The organism is Bradyrhizobium tropiciagri, assembly GCF_001189845.1.
GTDB classification, from domain to species: Bacteria; Pseudomonadota; Alphaproteobacteria; order Rhizobiales; family Xanthobacteraceae; genus Bradyrhizobium; species Bradyrhizobium tropiciagri.
Genome location: NZ_LFLZ01000063.1, coordinates 1 through 22,844, shown reverse-complemented (window position 1 = coordinate 22,844; position 22,844 = coordinate 1). Strand labels below are relative to the sequence as shown.

General features: G+C 65.4%; 18 protein-coding genes and 1 pseudogene. 10 read left to right on the top strand and 9 right to left on the bottom strand.

Annotation, left to right across the window (positions count from 1 at the left end; translation table 11 throughout):
* The first annotated feature begins 133 nt into the window (after positions 1-133).
* Positions 134-1,366, top strand: a complete 1,233-nt coding sequence (locus AKN84_RS34200; protein WP_050424868.1) for a rhodanese-like domain-containing protein — start codon at positions 134-136, stop codon at positions 1,364-1,366.
* Between the two features lie 102 nt (positions 1,367-1,468).
* Here the strand turns inward: AKN84_RS34200 and AKN84_RS34195 are convergent, their stop codons facing one another.
* Positions 1,469-2,536: an NHL repeat-containing protein gene (locus AKN84_RS34195; protein WP_128971417.1), complete on the bottom strand. Its 1,068-nt coding sequence runs from the start codon at positions 2,534-2,536 to the stop codon at positions 1,469-1,471.
* Positions 2,537-2,712: 176 nt separating this feature from the next.
* Here AKN84_RS34195 and AKN84_RS46380 point away from each other — a divergent pair, with 176 nt between their 5' ends.
* Positions 2,713-2,916, top strand: coding sequence for a hypothetical protein (locus tag AKN84_RS46380; RefSeq protein ID WP_128971416.1), 204 nt, complete (start codon positions 2,713-2,715; stop codon positions 2,914-2,916).
* 123 nt (positions 2,917-3,039) lie between these two features.
* Here AKN84_RS46380 and AKN84_RS34190 read toward each other — a convergent pair whose 3' ends face one another.
* Both AKN84_RS34190 and AKN84_RS34185 read right to left on the bottom strand, forming a co-directional pair.
* Positions 3,040-4,308 carry a serine hydrolase domain-containing protein gene (locus AKN84_RS34190; RefSeq protein WP_244485661.1) on the bottom strand — a complete coding sequence of 423 codons (1,269 nt, stop codon included), beginning with the start codon at positions 4,306-4,308 and terminating at the stop codon, positions 3,040-3,042.
* A gap of 138 nt (positions 4,309-4,446) precedes the next feature.
* Positions 4,447-5,823 carry an aminotransferase-like domain-containing protein gene (locus AKN84_RS34185; RefSeq protein WP_050424867.1) on the bottom strand — a complete coding sequence of 459 codons (1,377 nt, stop codon included), beginning with the start codon at positions 5,821-5,823 and terminating at the stop codon, positions 4,447-4,449.
* Between the two features lie 95 nt (positions 5,824-5,918).
* Between AKN84_RS34185 and AKN84_RS34180 the strand changes: the two genes are divergently transcribed.
* Complete coding sequence (locus tag AKN84_RS34180; protein WP_050424889.1) at positions 5,919-6,347, top strand: DUF983 domain-containing protein; 429 nt, start codon at positions 5,919-5,921, stop codon at positions 6,345-6,347.
* Positions 6,348-6,443: 96 nt separating this feature from the next.
* On the opposite strand, the gene AKN84_RS34175 is transcribed toward AKN84_RS34180, so the two are convergent.
* Positions 6,444-7,643: a multidrug effflux MFS transporter gene (locus tag AKN84_RS34175; RefSeq protein ID WP_430649953.1), complete on the bottom strand. Its 1,200-nt coding sequence runs from the start codon at positions 7,641-7,643 to the stop codon at positions 6,444-6,446.
* 316 nt (positions 7,644-7,959) lie between these two features.
* Here AKN84_RS34175 and AKN84_RS34165 point away from each other — a divergent pair, with 316 nt between their 5' ends.
* The gene (locus tag AKN84_RS34165; protein ID WP_050424864.1) at positions 7,960-9,294 is read left to right on the top strand and encodes an MFS transporter; all 1,335 of its coding nucleotides are present in this window, start codon (positions 7,960-7,962) and stop codon (positions 9,292-9,294) included.
* A 135-nt stretch (positions 9,295-9,429) separates the two neighbouring features.
* Here the strand turns inward: AKN84_RS34165 and AKN84_RS34160 are convergent, their stop codons facing one another.
* The 5 genes from AKN84_RS34160 to AKN84_RS34140 form a co-directional block, all read right to left on the bottom strand.
* Positions 9,430-10,371 carry a YiiG family protein gene (locus tag AKN84_RS34160; RefSeq protein ID WP_128971414.1) on the bottom strand — a complete coding sequence of 314 codons (942 nt, stop codon included), beginning with the start codon at positions 10,369-10,371 and terminating at the stop codon, positions 9,430-9,432.
* Between the two features lie 171 nt (positions 10,372-10,542).
* A complete protein-coding gene (locus AKN84_RS34155; protein ID WP_050424862.1) occupies positions 10,543-11,175 on the bottom strand; it encodes an aspartate/glutamate racemase family protein in 633 nt (210 codons plus the stop codon).
* A 204-nt stretch (positions 11,176-11,379) separates the two neighbouring features.
* Complete coding sequence (locus AKN84_RS34150) at positions 11,380-12,390, bottom strand: amino acid ABC transporter substrate-binding protein (RefSeq protein WP_050424861.1); 1,011 nt, start codon at positions 12,388-12,390, stop codon at positions 11,380-11,382.
* Between the two features lie 48 nt (positions 12,391-12,438).
* Positions 12,439-13,788 (bottom strand): aspartate aminotransferase family protein, encoded by a 1,350-nt coding sequence (locus tag AKN84_RS34145; protein ID WP_050424888.1) that lies wholly within the window; start codon positions 13,786-13,788, stop codon positions 12,439-12,441.
* 5 nt (positions 13,789-13,793) lie between these two features.
* Positions 13,794-14,669, bottom strand: a complete 876-nt coding sequence (locus AKN84_RS34140; RefSeq protein ID WP_050424860.1) for a MurR/RpiR family transcriptional regulator — start codon at positions 14,667-14,669, stop codon at positions 13,794-13,796.
* 95 nt (positions 14,670-14,764) lie between these two features.
* On the opposite strand from AKN84_RS34140, the gene AKN84_RS34135 reads away from it, so the two are divergent.
* The 6 genes and pseudogenes from AKN84_RS34135 to AKN84_RS34110 all read left to right on the top strand — a co-directional run bounded on the left by AKN84_RS34135 (position 14,765) and on the right by AKN84_RS34110 (position 22,398).
* On the top strand, positions 14,765-15,952 hold the full coding sequence (locus tag AKN84_RS34135; RefSeq protein WP_050424859.1) for an amino acid ABC transporter permease: 1,188 nt from the start codon (positions 14,765-14,767) through the stop codon (positions 15,950-15,952).
* Position 15,953: 1 nt separating this feature from the next.
* A pseudogene (locus AKN84_RS34130) lies at positions 15,954-17,074 on the top strand (amino acid ABC transporter permease).
* A 130-nt stretch (positions 17,075-17,204) separates the two neighbouring features.
* The gene (locus AKN84_RS34125) at positions 17,205-17,999 is read left to right on the top strand and encodes a FadR/GntR family transcriptional regulator (protein WP_050424858.1); all 795 of its coding nucleotides are present in this window, start codon (positions 17,205-17,207) and stop codon (positions 17,997-17,999) included.
* 44 nt (positions 18,000-18,043) lie between these two features.
* Entirely contained in the window at positions 18,044-19,462 is a 1,419-nt protein-coding gene (locus AKN84_RS34120) for an amidase family protein (protein ID WP_050424857.1), read from the top strand.
* A gap of 40 nt (positions 19,463-19,502) precedes the next feature.
* A complete protein-coding gene (locus tag AKN84_RS34115; RefSeq protein WP_050424856.1) occupies positions 19,503-20,933 on the top strand; it encodes an amidase family protein in 1,431 nt (476 codons plus the stop codon).
* Between the two features lie 244 nt (positions 20,934-21,177).
* Positions 21,178-22,398, top strand: a complete 1,221-nt coding sequence (locus AKN84_RS34110; protein ID WP_050424855.1) for an ABC transporter substrate-binding protein — start codon at positions 21,178-21,180, stop codon at positions 22,396-22,398.
* Positions 22,399-22,844 lie beyond the last annotated feature (446 nt).

Below are 22,844 nucleotides of genomic sequence, written 5' to 3'. Positions count from 1 at the left end.
GCGGGATGGCGGGTTTTCGTTCCTTGGATTTCAGCTGCCGGGGAGCGGGGTTGCGACTTGGTTAAACCTATTGACGACGCGCGATTTCGGCCTAGAGCAGGCCTGCGCATTTTCCCGCCCGGACCAGCATCTCATGACAGTTTCTTCCGTCACCCCCCAGGACATTCGTGCGACGCTGCTGCTGCGCCGGGAGATCGCGCTGCTCGACGTCAGACATGAGGCGGAATTCGCCACCGGCCATCCGTTGTTTGCCGCCAACATGGCCGCCGGCCGGATCGCGCTGGAGGCCGAGCTGCGACTGCCGTGCAAGGACGCGCCGATCGTGCTCTATGACAATGGCGAGGACCTGGTCGCTGCCGCGGCCGACCAGTTGCACGAGCTCGGCTATAGCAACGTCGCGGCGCTTGCCGGCGGCCTAAAGGCCTGGAAGGCGACGGGTTACGAGGTGTTCGAGGACGTCAATTCCTACGCCAAGGCGTTCGGCGAGCTGGTCGAGGCGCGCCGGCACACGCCCTCGCTCAGCGCCGATGAGGTCGCCGCGCTGATCTCCGACAAGGCCAACATCGCGATCCTCGATGTCCGCCGCTTCGACGAATATGCCACCATGAACATCCCGGGCTCGGTCAGCGTGCCCGGCGCCGAGCTGGTGCTGCGCGCCGGCGGCGCGGCACCCGATCCCGACACCACCATCATCGTCAATTGCGCCGGCCGCACCCGCTCGATCATCGGCACGCAGTCGCTGATCAATGCCGGGCTGCCGAACAAGGTGCGGGCGCTGCGCAACGGCACGATCGGCTGGACGCTGGCGAAGCACGATCTCGAGCACGGCGCTGGTAAGCGCGGCGATGTCGGTCCGTTCGCGGGCGCCGCCGATAATGCCCGCGACGTCGCGTATCGGGCCGGCGTTCGTCATATCGGCACGGCCGAGCTCGCCGCGCTGGAAAACGACGCGCACCGCACGCTCTATCGCTTCGACGTGCGCGATGCGGAAGAATATGCCGCGGGTCACCTGATCGGCTTCCGCCATTATGCCGGTGGCCAGCTGGTCCAGGAGATCGATATGGCTGCACCGGTGCGCGGTGCGCGCATCGTGCTGACCGACGACAGGAGCATCCGCGCCGACATGACGGCGTCCTGGCTCGCGCAGATGGCGTGGGAAGTCTATGTGCTCGAGGGCGGCTATGACGGCGGGCTCGAAGTCGGGCCGCCGCGCGTCGTGCCGCGGCCCGACCCCGCGCATCGCTACCGGCGGCCCTATGAAGGCACCGGCGTCGCGGAGCAGGCGATGCAGGCCTATCTCGAGTGGGAATACGGCCTCGTCGACCAGCTCCGCCGCGACGGCACGCACGGGTTTTATGTGATCTAGCACATATGAGATGTGGTCGGACCTTGACCACGGAGAGACTGCGCCCCCTCTCCCGCAAGCGGGAGAGGTGCACCGAGTTTGTCGAGATACTAAACTCGGCCCTTACTTCGGCAGCGCGATCGGCGTCAGCTTGAACGGGCCGGGGTCCTTGCTCTTGTTGTCGCCGATCACATAGGACAGCTTGCCCTCGGCGACCCAGCCGACGTCGCCGATTTGCGTCACCGAGACCGGCTCGGCCAGGCCATCCTTGATGGTGTCGATCGTGGCGTCGCTGCCCTTCACCGTGACCTTGTCGAGCTTGCCGTTGCCCTCGATCAGCAGGAAGCCGCTGCCGCGGGCGCGCAGCGCGTCGGCGTGGTCGAGCGGCCGCGACGGCTTCAGCTCAGTCACGGCACCCGCCTTGCCGTCCTTCATCTCGATCTTGAACAGCTTGGCCGGAATGAAGGTCGTGACATAGAGATTGCCGTCGGCGCCGATCGCAATGCCGTCGAGCCCGACGCCGTCCTTGGCCGGCGCGAGCTGCGGATCGGTCGCGAACGTCGCCAGCGCGGTGCCGCCGGGCTTCAGGCTATAGACGAACGGCGCGAAGGAATCGCTGACATAGGCGGTGCCATCGGCGCCGACCACGATGTCGTTGCAGAACGATTTCGGATCGCTCAACGCAAAGCTGCCCTTCGGCGCGCCGCTCTTGAGATCGAAGGTCTTCAGCCAGGCGCCCTTGACGTCGCTCGGCCCGGCGACGCCCATCGCGCTGATGTCGTTGGAGCAGACATAGAGCGTGCCGCTCTTCTCGTCGGCGAGCACGCCGAGCGTCGAGCGGCTGTCGGCGGCCCCCGGCTTGACCAGCTGCTCGGCCTTGCCGCCGGAGATCTTGGTCACGCCGCCATGGTTGAAGCTGCCGACATACAGCGTGCCGTCGGAGGTCGAGGTCACGCTCTCAGGGAAACTCTTGTCGGGAACGTCGACCGGAGCGGTTTCGGCGCGCACGTAGTCGGCCGCGCCAAGCGCGAGGATGGTAGCCGCAGCGCTCAGCAGATTCTTAGTTTGACGTGTTTTCCTCGCGCGAACCGGTAACCACTTCGCTCGAAAACGCTCCAGCGATGCGCGGCGGATCTTGAGCAGTTCTCCCGTTGCGCGCGGATGCCCCGCGTCGCCATTCTTTCTTATCATGATCGCGTTTCCTCGATGAACCTGGTTGGACCAGGCAGGAATTGTGAGGCGATCGTCTCCGGTCGATGGTTGTTGTGTGCAGGGTTCCCGACCGGATTGTTCACCCGCCTGCCTTGTCGGGTTCGATATATACGATAGTATATACCGCGAGGGAAGCGACGGCTGGAGAGCGCGTCATGGAGCGAGCGTTTGCGTCGCGCCACCAATGCGTGTGCTGCGGTGGGGTCATCGACGGCCTCACCGACGACGATGCGGTCGGACTGGATGCACGGATCGGCTTGTTTACCGACGCGTGTGCGTTCGTCTGCAACGAATGCACCGCGAGCCTGATCGCGGATGCAGCACGGCGCAGGCAGGAAGTGGTGCGGCGGAGGTTGTAAGGAGAGACGTTTCCGTTTCCGTCATTGCGAGCGAAGCGAAGCAATCCATCTATCCGTGAGTACGCGGATGGATGGATTGCTTCGTCGCTTCGCTCCTCGCAATGACGGGGCCACTAGCGGAACTCAGTCCGGGCTGAACGCGTCGTACACCAGCTTGCGGAACGCCGGCGTGATGCGCTGGCGCTCGTTCTGGGTCTGCTCGAGCATGATGTAGATCATGTCGAGCTTCGGATCGACGCCGAAATAGGTTCCGCTGCCGCTGTCCCATTTCAACTCGCCGATCGAGCCGGGCGGCGGCGGCTTGGCGATGCCGGGATCGGTGCGCACGGCGATGCCATAGCCGTAGCCGAAGCCGTCGCCGGGAAAGTACCAGTAGTCGCGGCCAACGCCGGATCCTGGTCCGATATGATCCCTCGTCATGTCCTTGAACGCAGCCGGGCTCAGATAGCGTTTGCCGTCGAGCTCGCCGCCATTGAGCAGCATCTGTGCGAAGCGGGCATAATCGAGAATGGTCGACACCAAGCCGCCGCCGCCGGATTCCCACTCAGGATGCGCGCGGCGGTCGTTCTCTCCGTCGATCAGGATCGTGTCCGACGGCAGCGGCTCGGCCAGCCGGGTCCGTTCGGTCTCCGCATCGAGCACGTATCTGGTGTCGTTCATCTTGAGGGGATCGAAGATGCGCTCCTTTTCGAACTGATAGAGCGTCTTGCCCGCGACGATCTCGATCACCCGGCCGAGCACGTCGGTGGAATGACCGTAGCGCCACAGCGTGCCGGGCTGCCGCGACAGCGGCAGCTTGGCCAGCCGCGCGGCGAATTCCTTGTTGTCGAACTTGCCGTCGAACAGATGGCCGTCGCGATAGATCTTCTGGATCCAGTCGGCGCCGATATATTCGTAGGTGATGCCCGAGGTGTGCCGCATCAGGTCTTCGATCGTGACGGGGCGGATCGGCGGCACCAGCTCCACCTTGGCCGGATCGTTGCCACCATCCGGTTCGATCGCGACTTTCACGTCGGCGAAGGCCGGAATGTATTTCGACAGCGGGTCCTGCGGCGACAGCTTGCCCTCGTCGACGAGCATCATGGCGGCGGTGTTGGTGATCGGCTTGGTCATCGAATGCAATGCGAACATCGTGTCCGGCCGCATCGGCGATTTGGTCGTGACGTCGCGGTAGCCGAAGGTTTTCAGATAGACCGGCTTGCCATGCTGCTGGATCAGGATGACCGCGCCGGGCAGCTTGCCGCTCGCGACCTCGTTGTCGAAGAACGCGGTGATGCGTTCCAGCTTGTCCGGCGACGGGGCAGGGGCATCGGAGGCGCGCGCCGCGCCCGATGTGACAAGCGCAAGACACCCGATCGCGACTATTGCCCTACGAAGCGTCCGCACGGGCATGTCAATCGCCCGGTCATATCCGCATGACATTGAAAAGCCCGCCCCTGCCTGATGCCCTGAACGCCCTTTTTAAGTCAGAGCGCTCCGCGCACCATAATCATTTTCGAGCAAGATTATTCCCGCACGACTATCGAAAATTTACACAATTTGCGTTGCGCCAACCGGCGTGCGCACTGCATTCGACAGCACCTGCAGTGCCTGGCTCAGTTCGGCGCGGTTGCGCGCGGCGCCGAGCGACACGCGCAAGCCGCGCGGCGCGGCTTCTCCGGCCGTAAAGGCGTCTTCGCCGACCACCGCGAGGCCGTTGCGCATCAGATGCGACAGCAGGTCGGTGCCGTCGAAATGTTTCGGCAGCGGCATCCAGAGATGGTGGCTGGCCGGCCGCGCCGCAAAGGTCACGCCCTTGAGGAAGCGGGCCGCGAGCTGCTGGCGGGCGGCCGCCTCGTTGCGGATGGCGCGGATGATGTCGGCGGCGACGCCGGAGCGCAGCCATTGCGTCACCAGCGCCACCATCAGCGACGGCGGCATCTGCATGGTGGCCTGCATGCCGGCGCGCATCCGCTGCTCGGCGGCGGCGTCTGGCGCCAGCAGATAGGCGACGCGCAAGGCGGGCGCGATGCATTTCGCGATGCTCGCGGCAAGGTAGGTGCGTTCGGGGATCAGCGTGGCAATCGGTGCCACCTGCGGTTCGAGTGGGCCGTAGACGTCGTCTTCGATCAGCACGCAGCCGCGCTTCCTGATGACGTCGGCGATCGCCTTGCGTCTGATAGCGCCCATCGTCGCCGTGGTCGGGTTCTGCTGCGTCGGGATCAGATAGACTGCCTTCGGTCTGTGCTTGCGGCAGGCCTCGTCGAGCGCGTCGGGCCTTGCGCCCTCAGCGTCCATCGCAACGCCGACAAGCCTAACATCGAGCCGCGCGGCCGCAGCCTTGATGCCGGGAAACGTCAGCGTCTCCGTCAGCACGACATCGCCGGGCGAAGTCAGCGCCAGCAGGGCGTTGAAGATGATCGCCTGCGACCCTGGATAGATCACGATCCGGTCGGCCGAAGCATTGGGCACGCGCGGCGCCAGCCACGCGGCACCGACCTCGCGCTCGTCGGCGGTGCCGCCGGGCCGCGTATAGCCGAGATAGGCGGAGAACCCGGCCTCGGAGCGGATGGTGGCAAGTCCCTGCGCGATGCGCAGGTCGAGATTGGCCTCGACCGGCTGCGGCGGCAGGTTCATCGACAGGTCGATGTTCACCGGTGTCGGCAGGTCGGACGCCGCGCGCGCCGTGGTCTCCGACACGAAGGTGCCCTGGCCGACGCGGGCGTCGAGCAGCCCGCGCCGCCGCGCCTCGCCATAGGCGCGCGTCACCGTGGTGAGATCGATGTCGAGGGCAGTCGCCAGCGCGCGATGGGTCGGCAGCCGCTGGCCGCGGACCAGCCGGCCGCTCGCGATATCCGCGGCCAGGGCATCGACGATGCGCAGGAACATCGGGCCGTGCCATTCCGAAACTGTAGGGATCCAATCCATGCAATCCGACGCTTTGTCTTTGATTGTATGCTCTTCGAGGCATATTGTATGGATCATCAGATCAGGTCAAGGACAACGACCAAAGGATCACGACAATGACCGAGACGGTTTCCCTGCCAAAGGCGATGTTGCGCGGCTTCACCATGAAGTGCCCGAACTGCGGGCGCGGCCATCTGTTCGGCCGCTTCCTTAAAGTCGCTGACCATTGCGAGGTCTGCGGCGAGGACTTCACCCCGCAGCGCGCGGACGATTTCCCGGCCTATCTCGTGATCGTCGTGGTCGGCCACGTCGTGGTGCCGGCGCTGCTCTGGATGGAGATGACCTACGCGCCGCCGGCCTGGCTGCAGCTGGCGATCTGGCTGCCGGTGACCCTGTTCAGCGCGCTCGCGCTGCTGCAGCCGACCAAGGGTGCGATCGTCGGCCTGCAGTGGCAGCTCGGCATGGAGGGATTCGCGGCGACGCGGCGCCGTGCTGTGCCGGTGCGGAGCGGCGTGGGCTCTGTAGGGCGGATTAGCAAAGCGTAATCCGCCGTGCCGCTTGCGAGAAAGATGGTGGGTTACGCCTTCCGCCTTCGCTCGCTGAGCTACGGGGACGTAGTCGGCTAACCCACCCTACGAAGATCAAATCGGATGATGATGGGGCCGGAACATCCGGCCCTTTTCCGTCACCAGCACGACCGCAAGCGCGGCCAGCGTGCAGAGGAGGAAGCCGGTCGCGAACGGCAGCAGCGTGCCGTCGTAATCCTGGCCGATCGTGGTGCCGACGCCGATCCCGAGCAAGGTCGTAATGGTGCCATAAAGCGAGGAGGCGGTGCCGGCGATCTTGCCCTGCGGCTCCATCGCCAGCGCGGTGAAGTTCGCCATCATCAGCCCGAACGCGAACATCATCAGGCCCGACAGCGCCATGAACAGCGGCAGCGACAGCATGCCGGTTTTCACGGTGAGGAACAGCACCCCGGCGACCACGGCAAAGCCGGTCAGCGCGGCGTGCGAGATCACGCGCATGCCGATGCGGCCGACGATGCGCGAATTGAGGAAGCCGGCGATCGCAACGCCGACCGCGCAGGCGGCGAAGGCGACCGGGAAGTAATGCCCGAGCTTGAAGACCTCGGTGAAGATCTGCTGCGACGAGAACACGAAGGCAAACAGCGAGCCCTGCACGCCGCCGGCGGCGAGCGCATAGCCGAGCGTCTGGCGGTTGGTGACGGTCTGGCGGAACGCGGACAGCACCTCCGGGATCGCCAGCGACTTGCGCAGTTCCTTAGGGAGCGTCTCCGGCATCCGCATCGCGCTCCAGGCCAGCGCGATCACGCCGTAGATCATCAAGAGCACGAAGATGCCGCGCCAGTGCGTCAGCAGCATCACCGCCTGACCGAATGACGGCGCGATCACGGGCACTGCGATGAACACCATCATCGCGAGCGACATCACGCTTGCCATCCGCCGTCCGGCATAGCAGTCGCGCACGATCGAGGTTGCGATCACGCGGGTTGCCGCGGTGCCGATCCCTTGCAGCGCGCGCGCCAAGAGCAGCGTCTCGAACGAGGGCGCCATGATCGCGAGCAGTCCGGCGATGGTGTAGACGGTCATGCCGCCGAGCAGTACCGGGCGGCGGCCGAAGCGGTCGGACAGCGGGCCCATCACGAACTGGCCGACGCCGAAGCCGACCAGGAAGATCGACAGCACCATCTGCGGACGGTTGGCGTCGGCGATCTGGAACGCGGAGCGGATGTTCGGCAGCGCCGGCAGCATCATGTCCATCGCCAGCGGGTTCAGCGCCATGATGGAAGCGATGACGACGACGAATTCCGGAAAGCCCATCGGGCGGTGGCCTGAGGATACCCAGGCATCGGCATTGATGTCAGACACTTAAGACCTCTTGGAGAGCAAGGATCATAGTGGCCTTGTTGCGTTGCACAATCGACGTTTCGGGATGGGAGACCGTCGGCGGCCGGTGAGGTAATCCGGTCATGGAACCGGCCCGGCGGGCATCGGTTTGGCGCATTATCGTTGCTTCTGCAACTATTTCCTCGTGCCGCGCGGAAAGCTCTGCTATCCCGGTACCAGCATCCGTGCAGGGCAGGCGCATCGCCGCCGACCACGCCCGCACGGCCAAGAACGTTTTTGGGGAGGCCACATGTCCATCGAAATGTCCGCGCGCTCGCGCGGCGCTACGCTGTCGGATGAGGAGCGCAAGGTCCTCACCGCAACGCTCGTCGGCACCACGATCGAATGGTACGACTTCTTCGTCTACGCTCAGGCGGCGGGCCTGGTGTTCGGCGCGCTGTTCTTTGCGCCGATGAACGCCAACAATCCGCTGCTGGCGCAGATCGTCTCGTTCGCGACGCTCGGCCTGTCATTCCTGTTCCGTCCGCTCGGCGCCGTCGTCTGCGGCCATCTCGGCGACCGCTTCGGGCGCAAGAACATGCTGGTCGTCACGCTGCTGCTGATGGGCGCTGCGACCGCGCTGGTCGGTCTGCTGCCGACCTACGCGCAGATCGGCGCCTGGGCGCCGGCACTCCTTATTCTCCTGCGCATCCTGCAAGGCTTCTCGGCCGGCGGCGAGTGGGGCGGCGCGGCGCTGATGTCGGTGGAATCGGCACCCCGCGACAAGCGCAGCTTCTTCGGCTCGTTCCCGCAGATCGGCACGCCGCTCGGCATGATCCTGGCGACCGGCGTGTTGTGGGTGCTCACGACGACGCTCGGCAAGCAGGCGATGATCGAATGGGGCTGGCGCATTCCGTTCCTGCTGTCGATCCTGCTGATCGTCGTCGGCATCGTGATCCGCCGCACCGTGGAGGAATCGCCGGTGTTCAAGGCGATGCAGCGCCGGCACCGGGAATCCTCCGCGCCGCTGAAGGAATTGATGCGCAATCATGCCAAGGAGATTTTCCGCACGGCGCTGATCTTCATGGCCAACAATGCGGCCGGCTACATCCTGATCGCGTTCATCATCAGCTACGGCGCCAACACGCTGAAGATGCCGTCCGACCAGTTGCTGCTGATCGGCACGCTCGCGGCGGTCAGCTGGTTCATCTTCACGCTGCTGGGCGGCATCCTCGGCGACAAGATCGGCCGCGTCCGCTGCTTCCAGATCGGCTACTCCCTGATGGTGCTGTGGGCGGTGCCGATGTGGTTTTTGATCGACAGCAAGAACCTCCTGCTGTTCTTCATCAGCGCGGTCGGCCTCACCATCGCGCTTGGTTTGTCCTATGGCCCGCAGGCGGCGCTCTATGCCGAGCTGTTTCCGGCCAAGGTGCGCTATTCCGGCGTCTCGATCGGCTACGCGCTGGGCGCCATTTTCGGCGGCGCCTTCGCGCCGATGATCGCGCAATGGATCATCGGCACCTACGGCGAGTCCTGGCGCGTCGGCGTCTACATCGCGGTGCTGTCGCTGATCTCGCTGATCACGGTGTCGACCATCAAAGACCCGCAGGGCGTCGACCTGAACGTGAATGATGCGGGTACGTGAATCGTAGGGCGGATTAGCCGCGAGGCGTAATCCGCCTCTTATGTCGAGGCGGATTACGCCCATCGGCTCCACGCTTCGCGCGGACCCGATGGGCTAATCCACCCCACGCAGTAGCTGAAGCGTCGGCGCTGTCACTCAGATGCGGGCGCCGCGGTTGTAGCCGTCGACGAGCTGGTTGTAGTCGCGCATCAGCCGAGCCGGCGATCCTTCCACCATCCAGCCGGAGCCGGCGTTGCTCAGCATCATCTTCTCACCTGAGCTGTAAGGCACCTTGTCGCGAACGCGGCGCATCAGTTGCTTCGCCGTGGTGAGGAATGATTTGGCGCTGCCGATGAACATCGAGCCGAGCTTGACGTCGCCGTCCTTGCCGGAGGCGTCCTCGGTTGCCTTCACCGTGGCCTCATACTCGTTGAGCGCCTGGGTGATCGCGTCGATGTCGGGTTTGTCGGCCTGCTGCGCGCGCAGCACGCGTTTGGCCTGGATCATCAGGGCCTCGACATAGTAGTGCGACTTGCGGCCTTCGCTCGCCTCGATTGCGGCCAGCTGTTCGGCGGCGCGTTTGTCATTGATCGCCTCGACGCCGGCGCGCAGCGCCTTGTCGGCGCTGGCAAAGGCGTCCCATGCCGCGACCAGGCGCGGATGCAGCGCCTTGCCCTTGGCCATCTTGTCGTCCTTGTAATTCTCCTGGCTGTAATAGTCGTCCGCCTCCTTCAACAGCGGCTCGAGCGTGGTGACGGCCGCAACATAGGCATTCGCAGCGGCTTCAAGCTCGGCATCATGCGGGTCCGCCGCATTGGCGGCCGCGACGTTCGTCTTGCAGTCGGACGTGTCGTAGATCGTATAGGTGCCGTAGATGATCCGCTCCTTGCCGGTGGGACCGCTCTTGGCGGCCCAGGAGAAGTAGCGGTCGCGGGACTCGTACGATCGCGACGAGAGACGGTTGATGCACCCGACATAGGCATTCATCTTATGCGTCAGTTGCGCACTCGCCGATGACGCTGGCGGGGCCTGTTGGCCGGCGGCCGGTTCGAGACAAGCAGCGATGGCTGCAACCACAAGGAAACAGATATTTCGCATCAGGCGTTTGCCCCTCATCTCGGCCGGAAGTTGGCCGCGCCTCAGCCTGGGAGGTTATGTGACGCAAAACGTGACGTCACACGAGCCTCCACTGAGGCCGCGCGGCACACTATCGATAGACTTGTTTGTCGGCTACGGGCAAAAGCCATCGATCTGCGTTGATGGCGGCGCCTACTTCTCGAGCATCGCCTTCAGCTTGAGCACCGCGCTGTCCGGCGTCGTCAGCACTGGCCGGCCGGTCACCTCGGCGACGCGCTCGGCCGCCGGCGCCATGCTGTATTGGGCGAGCGCGATCAGGTCGCAGTCGCGCAACTCCTTGCTCGCCTCGACCACGAGCCGATCGTGCTCGGCGCGGTCGCCGCGATCGAGCGCGGCCAGCGCGCCCTCAGCGAGTTTCGGCACCAGCGTCACCGGCGTTGGGAATTCCGGCGGCATCGACACCAATGTCGGCGGGAAGGTCGAGAGCAGGCCGATCCGTTTTCCTTTCGCGACCGCCTGCTCGATCATTGCCTCATTCGGCTTCAACACTGGCATCGGCGCGTGCGCGCGCGCCACCGCCTCGATGCAGGGCCCGAATGCCGAGCAGGTGAACAGAATGCCGTTGGCACCGGTGCTGGCCGCATAGCGGCCCATAGTGAGGAAGCGCTCGGTCATGCGCTCGGTCAGCTTGCCGTCGCGCGCGAGGTCGGCCGACAGGCTGTCGTCGAGCAGGTTCATCAGCCGCGCCTCCGGCCAATGCCGCGCGAACGAGGCCTCGATCGGCACGATCGAATGCTTCAGGGCGTGAATGAGCGTGATGCGCATGACTTCTTTCTTCTCCCTCTCCCCGCTCTTTGCAGGGAGGGGGTTGGGGTGAGGGCTCTTTCCTCGCGAGCGGGGCGAGGTCATAAATCTATCAACTCGTCATTGCGAGGAGCGATAGCGACGAAGCAATCCATCTCTGTACTTGCTGCGCGATGGATTGCTTTGCTTCGCTCGCAATGACGGGAGAGATCGATTCTCAGGTCATCACTTGAACGGAATCGCGTACATCAAGCCGCCCTTGCTCCAGGTGGCGTTGAGGCCGCGCTCGAGCTTCAGGGGGCTCGCCTTGCCGACATTGCGCTCGAAGATCTCGCCGTAATTGCCGCCGGCCTTGATCGTCGCGACCAGCCATTTGTTGTCGAGGCCGAGCCGGGAGCCGAGATCGCCGGATGCGCCGAGCAGGCGCTGGATCGCCGGGACCTGCGACTTCGTCATCTCGTCGACATTGGCCTGCGTCACGCCGAGTTCTTCAGCTTCGACCAGGCCGTAATGCAGCCAGGTGATGATGTCGCTCCAGACCTCGTCGCCGTTGCGGGTGAACGGGCCGAGCGGCTCCTTGCTGATGGTCTGCGGCAGCACGACATAATCGTCGGCTTTCGGTGCCGCGGTCGCGACCGCGCCGGCGAGCGCGGAGGCGTCCTGGGTCATGGCATCGCAGCGGCCGCCGAAGAAGGTCTGGTACATGGTGTCGGGACGGTCGAACACGAGTGGCTTCCAATCGATGCCGTTGGCCCGGCCGTAATCGCCGAGCGTCACCTCATGCGTGGTGCCCTGCGCAACGCAGACGGTGGCGCCCTTGAGATCCTTCAGCTCCTTCACGCCGAGGTCCTTCTTCACCACAAAACCCTGGCCGTCGTAGAAATTGACCGGACCCTGGCGCAGGCCGAGCGTGGTGCCGCGCAAGTAAGTCTGCGTCGAGTTGCGGTAGAGCACGTCGATCTCGCCGGACTGCAGCGCGGTGAAGCGGTTCTGCGCAGTCAGCGCGACGTAACGCACCTTGGCGGGATCACCGAGGATGCCGGCAGCAAGCGCGCGGCAATAATCGACGTCGAGGCCCTTGAAATTGCCTTGCGAGTCCGGCGCCGAGAAACCGGCAAAGCCCGTCGAGACGCCGCACACCAGTGTGCCGCGCTGCTTGACGGTGTCGAGCGTCGCCGCGCTTGCGGTCGAGAGCCCTGCGACGAGCAGGCTCGCCGCGATCAATACGTTCCTCATTCTGTCCTCCTCCCTCCTTGTTTCAGCATGATCCTGTCCGGTTCATGCTCAGTGACCGATGTCCTTCAATGCGCTGTCTACCGCAGCGCCTAATCTTTCGACGATCATGTCGATGTCGCCGGAAGTTGCGATATAGGGCGGGGCGAGCAGCACATGGTCGCCGCGCTGGCCGTCGGCCGTGCCGCCCGACGGATAGCAGCCGAGCCCGCCGGCGAACGCCGCGGACTTGATCCGCTGATGCAATTTCAGCTTGGGATCGAACGACTGCCGCGTGCCGCGATCGGCGACCAGCTCGATGCCCCAGAACAGGCCGCGGCCCCTGATGTCCCCGACATGGCGGTGATTGCCGAAGCGTTCGACCAGCCGCTGCTCGAGCTGGCGGCCGCGCTCCTTGACCTGGTCGAGCAGTTTCTCCTCGGCGATCACCTTCTGCACCGCGAGCGCGGCGGCGCAGGCGAGCGGATGCCCCAGATAGGTATGGCCGTGCTGGAACGCGCCGGAGCCGTTGCGCACGGTGTCGACGATGCCGCCGCGCGCGAGCATTGCGCCGATCGGCTGGTAGCCGCCGCCGAGGCCTTTGGCGATCGCCTGGATGTCGGGCGAGATGCCTTCCTGCTCCCACGCATGCAGCGTGCCGGTGCGGCCCATGCCGCACATCACCTCGTCGAGGATGAGCAGCGCGCCGTGGCGGTTGCAGATCTCGCGCACCGCCTTGAAGTAGCCTTCCGGCGCGGGCACGCAGCCGGCGGTGGCGCCGACCACGGGCTCGGCGATGAAGGCCGCAACATTCTCCGGGCCGAGCCGCTGGAATTCGGCCTCGAGCTCGGCGGCGAGCCGGGCCACAAAGGCGGCCTCCGATTCATCGTCGCGCTTCTCGTGATAGGCGTAGGCCGGCGTGACGTGGCTGAACGACGGCGACAGCAGCGGCGCGTAGGGCTCGCGACGCCAGGCATTGCCGCCGGCCGACAGCGCGCCGAGCGTATTGCCGTGATAGCTCTGCCGCCGCGCGATGAAGCGCGCGCGCTTCGGCTCGCCGCGCTCGATGAAATATTGCCGCGCCAGCTTGATCGAGGCCTCGATCGCCTCCGATCCGCCGCTGACGAAATAGACATAGCCGAGGCCGCCGGGCTCATGGCCGACCAGGCGCTCGGCGAGCTCTTCAGCAGGCTCCGATGAGAAGAAGCTGGTGTGCGCGTAAGCAAGCTTTGAGGCCTGCTTGGCGATGGCTGCCAGAATTCGCGGATGCTGATGGCCGAGGCAGGACACTGCGGCGCCGCCGGAGGAATCGAGAATGCGGTGGCCATCCTCTCCAATCAACCAGACACCTCCGCCGCCAACCGCCTTCGGCGGGGTCTCGCGCAGGCTTCGATGCATCACGCGGCTCTTGTTGGCGGCCATGACGGTCATCCTTTCTCGACAGTGTATTGCGACATCTTGGCAAGCCTGGCCTCGGTCTCCTCCAGCTTGCGTTTTGCCCCGGCGCCGCCCAGCGTGAAGGCGACGGCGGCGAGCGACTGCGCCACCGCGATCGCGCCCGTGAGACTGGGGAAGAAGCCGGGCGAGGAGGCGGCCTCGAACAGCAGCAGGTGATCGGCGCCCTCGGCCATTGGCGCTGCGATCGTGTCGGCGATTGCGATCAGCGTGGCGCGCGCCTCATGCGCCGCACGCGCCGTCTCGACGCTGACCAGGGTGTAGGGCGCAAAGCCGATCACGACCACCGCGTCGTCCGCACGGAAGGCACCGTGGTCGAGATCGAACGGGCCGGAACCGCCGACCAGCTGCACGGCATCGGGCCGGAACAGGCGGAGCTGATAGGTGAGCAGTTCCGCAACGCTGCGGCAGCTGCGAAATCCCGTGATCCAGATCCGGTTGGCCGTGTGCAGCGCACGCGCGGCGTCGGCAATCGCGTTCGCGGAAATCCGCGCAAGGCCCGCAGCTTCCGCCTCGAGCTTGTCGTGCACCAGTTTGACATCGGCATTCGGCCCGCCGCGGCGGCTCTTGGCGCGGCCGGAGAACGGGGAACCCTGCGCTGGCCTGCGCGCCTCGGTGAGTGCAGCGCGCAATTCGTCCCAGCCGGAATAGCCAAGCGCCTTTGCCAGACGAGTGAAAGAAGCTGGATCGGCGCCGGCGACGGAGGCAAGCTCGCGCATCGAGCGGGTGGTGGCGTCGTAATCATTGGCGGCGACGAACCGGCCGACCTCCTGCAACCGCATCGGCAGCGACGGCAGCGCGCTGCACAATTCGTTGAGGGGCGATGGTTTCGGCTGAGCCTGGGCCATGAAACATATGTTGCACAGTTGTTAATTTGGTGCAACATATGACGCGCGCAGAAAAGCGCATGGCAGAAGATCGCTTCTCATTGGGATCCTGTGCTGTGACGACATCGACGCCGAAACGCCCTCCCGCCCGGCCCTGGCGGCTTTCGCTCAGCGATCCCCGCGTCGCCGGGTTGTTCTGGCAGGTCCTGGTGGTCGGAATCGCGGTCGCTGTCGTCGCCTTCCTGTGGTCGAACGCGATCCATAATCTCTCGGTACGGCGCATCTCGACCGGCTTCGCCTTCCTCGGCCGCGAAGCCGGCATGCCGATCGCCGACAGCTGGATCGACTACACGCCGAAGGACACTTACCTGCGGGCCTTCATCGTCGGCATCGTCAACACGCTGCGCGTCGCGGTGATCGGCATCGTGCTGGCGACCGTGATCGGCACGCTGGTCGGCATCGCGCGGCTGTCGTCGAACTGGCTCCTGGCGCGGCTCGCCGCCGTCTATGTCGAGGTGCTGCGCGACCTGCCGCTCTTGCTGCAGCTTTTGTTCTGGTACGTGCTGATGCAGGGCCTGCCGGCGGCGCGCCAGGCCTGGAAGCCGGTCGAGGGCGTCTATCTCTCCAATCGCGGGCTGATCCTGCCGTCGGTCCCGCTGCATGAGGCCAATTGGTGGACCATCCTTGCGCTGGTCGCAGGCCTGATCGTCTTCACTTTCGTCAGGCGCCGCCTGATCGCGCAGCAGATGCTGGATGGCCGGGCGCGGCCGGCCTGGCCCTATGCGCTCGGTCTCGTCGTCGCGCTGCCCGCGCTGGTGTCGTTCCTCTCGGGCGCGAGCTGGAGCATCACGCTGCCGGAGCTGCGCGGCTTCAACTTCGTCGGCGGGCTGACCCTGGCGCCGGAGTATTTCGCGCTGCTGATCGCGCTCGTCACCTACACCTCGGCCTTTATTGCGGAAATCGTGCGTAGCGGCATCCAGGCGGTGCCGCGCGGCCAGTCGGACGCCGCCAAGGCGCTCGGGCTGAAGCGCAGCTTCGTGTTGCAGCACATCGTGCTGCCGCAGGCGCTGCGCGTCATCATTCCGCCGATGACGAGCCAGTACCTGAACCTGACGAAAAACTCCTCGCTCGCAGTCGCGGTCGGCTACCAGGACATCGTCTCGGTCGCCAACACCACGCTGAACCAGACCGGGCAGGCGATCGAGTCGATCGCGCTGATCATGATGGTGTTCCTCACCATCAGCCTCGGCATCAGCCTGTTCATGAACTGGTACAATGCGCGCATCGCGCTGGTGGAGCGCTGACATGAGCTCGGTCGCCCATCTGCCGCAGGATCCATTGCCGATCGGTCCGCGCCCCGCACCGCAGGCGCTCGGCGGCCAGCTCACAGCGTGGCTGCGCGCCAATCTGTTCGCCTCGATCCCCTCGAGCATCATGACGCTGCTCCTGCTGTTCCTGCTCGGCAAGGCGTGCATCGGCCTCTGGCAATGGGGCATCGCCAACGCGGTCTGGATCGTCTCCGGCAACGACAGCAGCGCCTGCCGCGCGCTGCGCGGCGTCGGCGCCTGCTGGGCCGTCGTGCCGGAGAAGTATCGCTTCATCCTGTTCGGCACCTATCCATTCGACGAGCAGTGGCGGCCGGCGCTCGCGGTCGTGATCTTCATCGCGCTATTCGCGGTATCGAGCCGCCGCAGCTTCTGGCGCAAGGAGCTGTTCCTGCTGTGGGCCGCAGCCCTGATCGTGATCGGTTGCCTGATGTGGGGCGGCTTCCTTGGCCTGTCCTTTGTCACGCAGGACCGCTGGGGCGGCTTGCCGGTGACGCTGATCCTTGCGACCTTCGGCCTGGCGTTCGGCTTCCCGCTCGGCATCCTCGTCGCGCTGGGCCGCCGCTCGAAACTGCCGGCGATCCGCTCGCTCTGCGTGCTCTATGTCGAATTGATCCGCGGCGTGCCGCTGATCAGCCTGTTGTTCATGGCGAGCGTGATGTTCCCGCTGTTCATGCCTGACGGCGTCAACATCGACAAACTCTTGCGTGCGCAGATCGCCTTCATCCTCTATGCCGGCGCCTACCTTGCCGAAGTGGTGCGCGGCGGCCTGCAGGCGGTGCCGCGCGGACAGTATGAAGCGGGGGATGCGCTCGGCCTGTCCTATTGGCAGAAGCACGCGCTGATCGTGCTGCCGCAGGCGATCCGCCACGTCATCCCGCCGCTGGTCAACACCTTCATCGCCTTCTTCAAGGACACCAGTCTCGTCCTGATCATCGGCATCTTCGACCTCTTGACGACCGCCAAGACCGCGATCGTCGACCCGGCCTGCAGTCGTTCAGCGTCGAGGTCTATGTCTTCGTCGGCGTGATCTACTTCGTGTTCTGCTTTGCGATGTCGCGCTACAGCCGCAGCCTCGAGGCGCAACGCGGAACCAACTGAGCGATCGTCGCTCGCCAATTCCTCAAATGTTTGGTCTGCCGTCATGCCCGGGATGAGCCCCCGGGGCACGATGGCCCTTTGGGGCGATCGCCCCTTGCCAAGCCGTCTCGATCCTATTTATGATCATAAAATGGATAAATCGACCCTTCCGTCCCTGGACCCGTCGCGGCGCGCTTCGATCAAGCGCAAGCGGTCGGACGCGGTTGCCGACCTGATCCGCAGCCACATCTTCCAGGCCGGCTTGCAGCCGAACGACCGGCTGCCGCAGGAATCCGAACTGATCGAGATGTTCGGCTGCAGCCGCTCGACCATCCGCGAGGCGCTCAAATCGTTGGAAGTGCAGGGGCTGGTGCAGAACACCACCGGTCCCGGCGGCGGCGCGCGGGTGGCGCCGGTGTCGATCAACCGGATCGTCGGCCTGCTCAGCAACTACTTCTATTTCCAGTCGATCTCTACGGCGCAGATCTACCAGATCCGCCGCCTGATCGAGCCGGAGCTCGCCTTCAGCGTGGTCGGCCACCTCACGGCGGAGCATTTCAAGGCGCTCGACAAGGCGATCGCGGTCCAGGAGCATCATCCCGGCGGCGTGGAGGACTGGGAGCATCACCGTCACGCCGAGATCGACTTCCACGACATCCTGATCGAGGCCTGTCCCAATCCGCTGCTCGGCCTGGTCGCCCGCTTCGTCAACGAGGCGATCCGCCATCTGATCAGCAAGCTCGGCGTGCAGGAATTCGCATCCAGCTTCACCTGCGAGAACATCGAGTTTCACAAGCGCCTGATGGCTGCGTTCCGCTCCGGCAACGCGGCGCGCGCGCGGCGCGTGATGCTCGATCATGTGCTGAGCGCCGAAACCGTGGTCGTCCCCGCGGAAGACCGGCGCATGGATCTGCCCGTCTTTCACCAGCCGTTGCGGCTCGACTGAACCGCATCGGCAGACTGCTGCATCACGCGTTGGAGGAAACAACAATGGTCACGCGGCGCGAGAATGAGTTGTGGAGTTGGTCGGCCGTCGACCTGGCGCGCGCGATCGCAACGCGTGCGATTTCCAGCCGGGACGCCGTGCAGTCCAGCCTCTACCGCATCGCCGCAGTCAATCCGGCGTTGAACGCCATTGTCGAGGTGCTGGCGGATGAGGCCCTGGCCGCCGCGGATACCGCGGACGCCGCGGTGAAATCCGGCGCGGAGCTCGGCGCACTGCACGGCGTGCCGGTCACGATCAAGGTCAATGTCGATCAGCGCGGTCACGCCACCACCAACGGCGTCGTCGCCTTCCGCGACGTCATCGCCACCGAGGACAGCCCGGTGGTCGCGAATCTTCGCAAGGCTGGCGCCGTCATTGTCGGTCGCACCAACACGCCGGCGTTCTCGCACCGCTGGTTCACCAACAACGATCTGCATGGCGCGACCTATAATCCGTGGGGCCGCCGGCTGACGCCGGGCGGCTCCAGCGGCGGCGCCGCGTCGGCGGTCGCTTCCGGCATGGGCGCGATCGCACACGGCAATGATTTCGGCGGCTCGATCCGCTATCCCGCTTACGCCTGCGGCGTCGCCGGCCTGCGTCCGACGCCGGGACGGATCCCAGCCTTCAATCCGTCAGCCACCAGCGATCGTCCGATCACGGCGCAGATGATGTCGGTGCAGGGGCCGCTCGCGCGCTCGATCGCCGATCTGCGCGCCGGCCTCGCCGCAATGGCACAGGCGGATGCGCGCGACGGCACCTGGCTGCCGGTGCCGCTGCAAGGTGCGCCGCTCGAGCGGCCGATCGGGGTTGCGATCGCGCCGGCGCCGTTCGGCGACGAGGCGCCGGAGGTGAACGCCGCGGTCCGCGCCGCCGGACGCTGGCTCGCGGAGGCCGGCTTTGCCGTGGAGGAGACCACCCCGCCGCGGCTCGCCGAGGCTGCCGATCTCTGGCATCGCCTGGTCATCAATGAAGAGCGGCGCGTGCTGGCGCCGATGATCCGCAAATTCGGCGACGATCGGAGCCGCTACAATCTCGAGGGCCATATTGCGTATGCGCCCGAGCTCGATGGCGATCAGGTGCTGGCCTGCTTCGAGCAGCGGCTCGCCATCGTGCGGGCCTGGCAGCTGTTCCAGGAGCGCTGCCCGGTCATCATCCTGCCGGTCTCGGCGCAACTGCCGTTCCGCTTCGATCAGGATCAGGAAGACGCTGATGTGGTGCACGCGCTGCTCGACGCGCAGCGGCCGCTGCTTGCGGTGCCTGCGCTCGGCTTTCCGTCGGTCGTGGTGCCGACAGGGACCGCCGGCGGCGTGCCGGTCGGCGTGCAGGTGATCGCCGGCCGCTTCCGCGAGGATGTCTGTCTCGCCGTCGCCGAGGTGATCGAGGCGCGTGCGTCGACGCTGACGCCGATCGATCCGCGCGACTGAACCAACAACAAAGCACCTAACATAACGGGAGGAATACCACGTGACGAAGACACCGATCTGGCAATGGTCCGCCGTGGACACGGCGGCGGCGATCAGGAACGGCGAGGCGACCTCGGAGCAGGTGGTTCGCGCCCATCTCGACCGCATGCAGGAGGCCAACCCGGCGCTCAACGCCGTCGTCGTCGATCTCGGCGTATCGGCGATGCAGGCCGCCAAGGCGGCGGATGCGGCGCTGGCGGCGAGCAAAGGGAAGGGCGGCGCCGTCGGACCGCTGCACGGCGTGCCGGTCACGATCAAGATCAACATCGACGTCGAGGGCCAGGCCAATTCGAACGGCGTGGTCGCCTTCAAGGACAACATCGCCCCGGGCGACTCGCCGGTGACGGCCAATCTCAAGAAGGCCGGCGCCATCATCATCGGCCTGACCAACACGCCGGAATTCTCGCTGCGCGGCTTCACCGACAACCCGCTGCACGGCCTGACGCGCAATCCCTGGAACGCGGACGTGACCTGCGGCGGGTCATCGGGCGGCGCCGGCGCGTCGATCGCGGCCGGCATCGGCACCATCGCGCATGGCAACGACATCGGCGGCTCGCTGCGCTGGCCGGCGCATTGCAACGGCATCGCCACCATCAAGCCGACCCAGGGCCGGATTCCGGCATTCAATCCCTCAGCCACGGCAGAGCGGCCGCTGATGGCGCAGTTCATGTCGTCGCAGGGACCGCTGGCGCGCCACGTCGCTGACGTCCGCCTCGGCCTCGAGGTGATGGCGCAGCGCGACCCGCGCGATCCCTGGTATGTGCCGGCGCCATTGACGGGGCCGAAGCCCGCCGCACCGGTCAAGGTCGCGCTCGCGAAGATCCCGGAGGACATGGCGACCGATCGCGGCGTGATCGCGCTCCAACGCAAGGCGGCCGATCATCTGGCCGATGCCGGCTATGCGGTCAGCGAGGTCGAGGTGCCCGATCTCAACAAGGTCTGGCAGCTCTGGTGCGACCTGATCATGACCGAGACCCGCGTGTTGCAGCAGGACCAGATGCTGGCGACCACCAGCGCCGACTTCCAGAAGACGTTCCACGGCTTCATGGCGCTGGCGAACCCGCTCGATCAGGCCGGCTACATGAAGGCGATCGCCGAGCGGTCCCGTCACATCAGGAACTGGATGACGTTCCTCGAACAATATCCGCTGGTGCTGACACCGACCTCGGTGCGCAAGACGCCGGAGGTCAATGCCGATCTCGGTGGCGACCAGCGCGTCAAGGAGTTGTTCTGGAACGATCTGCGCTTCATCTCGTCGATCAACGTGCTTGGGCTGCCGGCGGCCGTGGTGCCGGTCGGCCTGCATGAGGGCGTGCCGGTCGGCGTCCAGATCGTCGGCTCGCGCTATCGCGAGGATATGTGTCTCGATGCCGCCGAGGCGATCGAGCGCAAGGTCGGCATCCTCACAAGGCAATTGTGGGAGCGGCGCTGAGGCGATCTCGGCGCCATCTCGCATTGCCGATTCGTCCAATCGTACGTCCCAAGGAACGCCGCGGCGAAATCTCGTCGCGGCGTTCGCATGATTAGCGAGGAGCGTAAGCCCGCGCCGCTGCCGTGTTCCTCCTCCCGGAATTTTGATCGCGGATTCGCAGAGCGCCATGCCGGCCAGCGGGGTTGTCGGCGATCCCTGATTGCTTCAGGAGATCGTCCGAACCATCCGAATCCCTGGGAACGAAATGTCCATCACGAAACGCTCGCATGTCCTGATCGCAATTGCTGCGGTGTGTCTCTCCTTTGCCGCCGGCGCGGCTCGCGCGGAGGATGGTGTGCTACGTGTCGGCATCATCACCGACATGAGCGGGCAATATTCCGACGGCAACGGCCCGGGATCGGTGATTGCGGCGCAAATGGCTGCGGAAGAGATCGGCGGCACGATCGCCGGACGCAAGATCGAGATCATCTCGGCCGATCACCAGAACAAGCCTGACGTCGCCACCGGCATCGTGCGCAACTGGATCGACAACAAGGGCGTCGACGTGATCGCCGAAGGCGTCAATTCGGCGGTGGCGCTCGCGATCCAGACCGTGACGCGCGAACGCAAGAAGCTGTTCCTGATCTCGGGCTCCGGTTCATCCGATCTCACCGGCAAGCAATGCTCGCCGACCAGCGTGCAGTGGACTTACGACACCTATGCTTCCTCGAACGCCACCGCGAAGGCCGTGGTTGCGCGCGGCGGCACGCCCTGGTTCTTCCTCACGGCCGACTATGCGTTCGGCCAGGCGCTGGAGCGCGACGCCAGCAAGGCCGTCACATCGGCCGGCGGCAAGGTGATGGGGGCGGTCCGCCATCCGTTCGACACCGCCGATTTCTCGTCCTTCCTGCTGCAGGCCCAGTCCTCCGGCGCCAAGATCCTGGCGCTCGCCAATGCCGGCTCCGACTTCCGCAACGCGGTGTCGCAGGCCGACGAGTTCAACATCCGCGCCAGCATGCAGCTCGTCGCGCTGCAGGTGACGCTCACCGACGTGCCCGCGCTCGGCCTCGCGCATGCGCACGATCTGCTGTTCACCGATTCCTTCTATTGGGATCGCACGCCCGAGACCCGCGCATTTGCCCAGGAGTTCTTCAAGCGCCACGGCGCGATGCCGACCGCGTACCAGGCCGGCGTCAACTCGGCGCTCAGGCACTACTTCAAGGCCGTCGCCGCGACCAACTCGGTCGATTCCGAGACCGTGATCGCGCAGATGCGCAAAACCCCGGTGAATGATTTCTTCGCCCAGAACGGCGTCGTGCGCGAGGACGGCCGCATGGTGCACGACATGTATCTGATGCGCATCAAGAAGCCGGAAGAGTCCAAGAGCAAATGGGATCTCTACGAGTATCTCGCGACAGTGCCGGGCGACCAGGCGTTCCGTCCGCTCGATGAAGGCGGTTGCCCCTACGTCGCCAAGGCGCATTGAGGCGAGCAAGGCAATCCTTCCTTCGTAATTCCGGGGCTCGCGAGGCGAGAACCAGGAATCCATTTCTCCACGAGCTATGCGGCCTAATGGATTCCGGGCTCGCGCCAAGAGGCGCGCCCCGGAATGACGCGGGGAGAAGGCTGCGACAAATCACCCCGACCGGCAAATGAGCGCTTCCGTCGTCGGGCAAATCAGGAATGCGCTGCGGCGTCCTCATCCTCACCTGTCATCGCCCGGCTTGACTAGTACGCCGCGGCCTCTCGCTCAAGCACTGCTGTCTCTGGAATACTGGATCACCCGCTTTCGGGTGATGACACCGCGTTGTTTGGCGGCTTGAATCGAGAGCTGTCCGCATCGTCGTCCTGGCGAAAGCCAGGACCCATTACCCCAAATCTCAAATGTTGCACGACGCTGGGGCCACGGTCGCGTTCACAATCAAATACGGT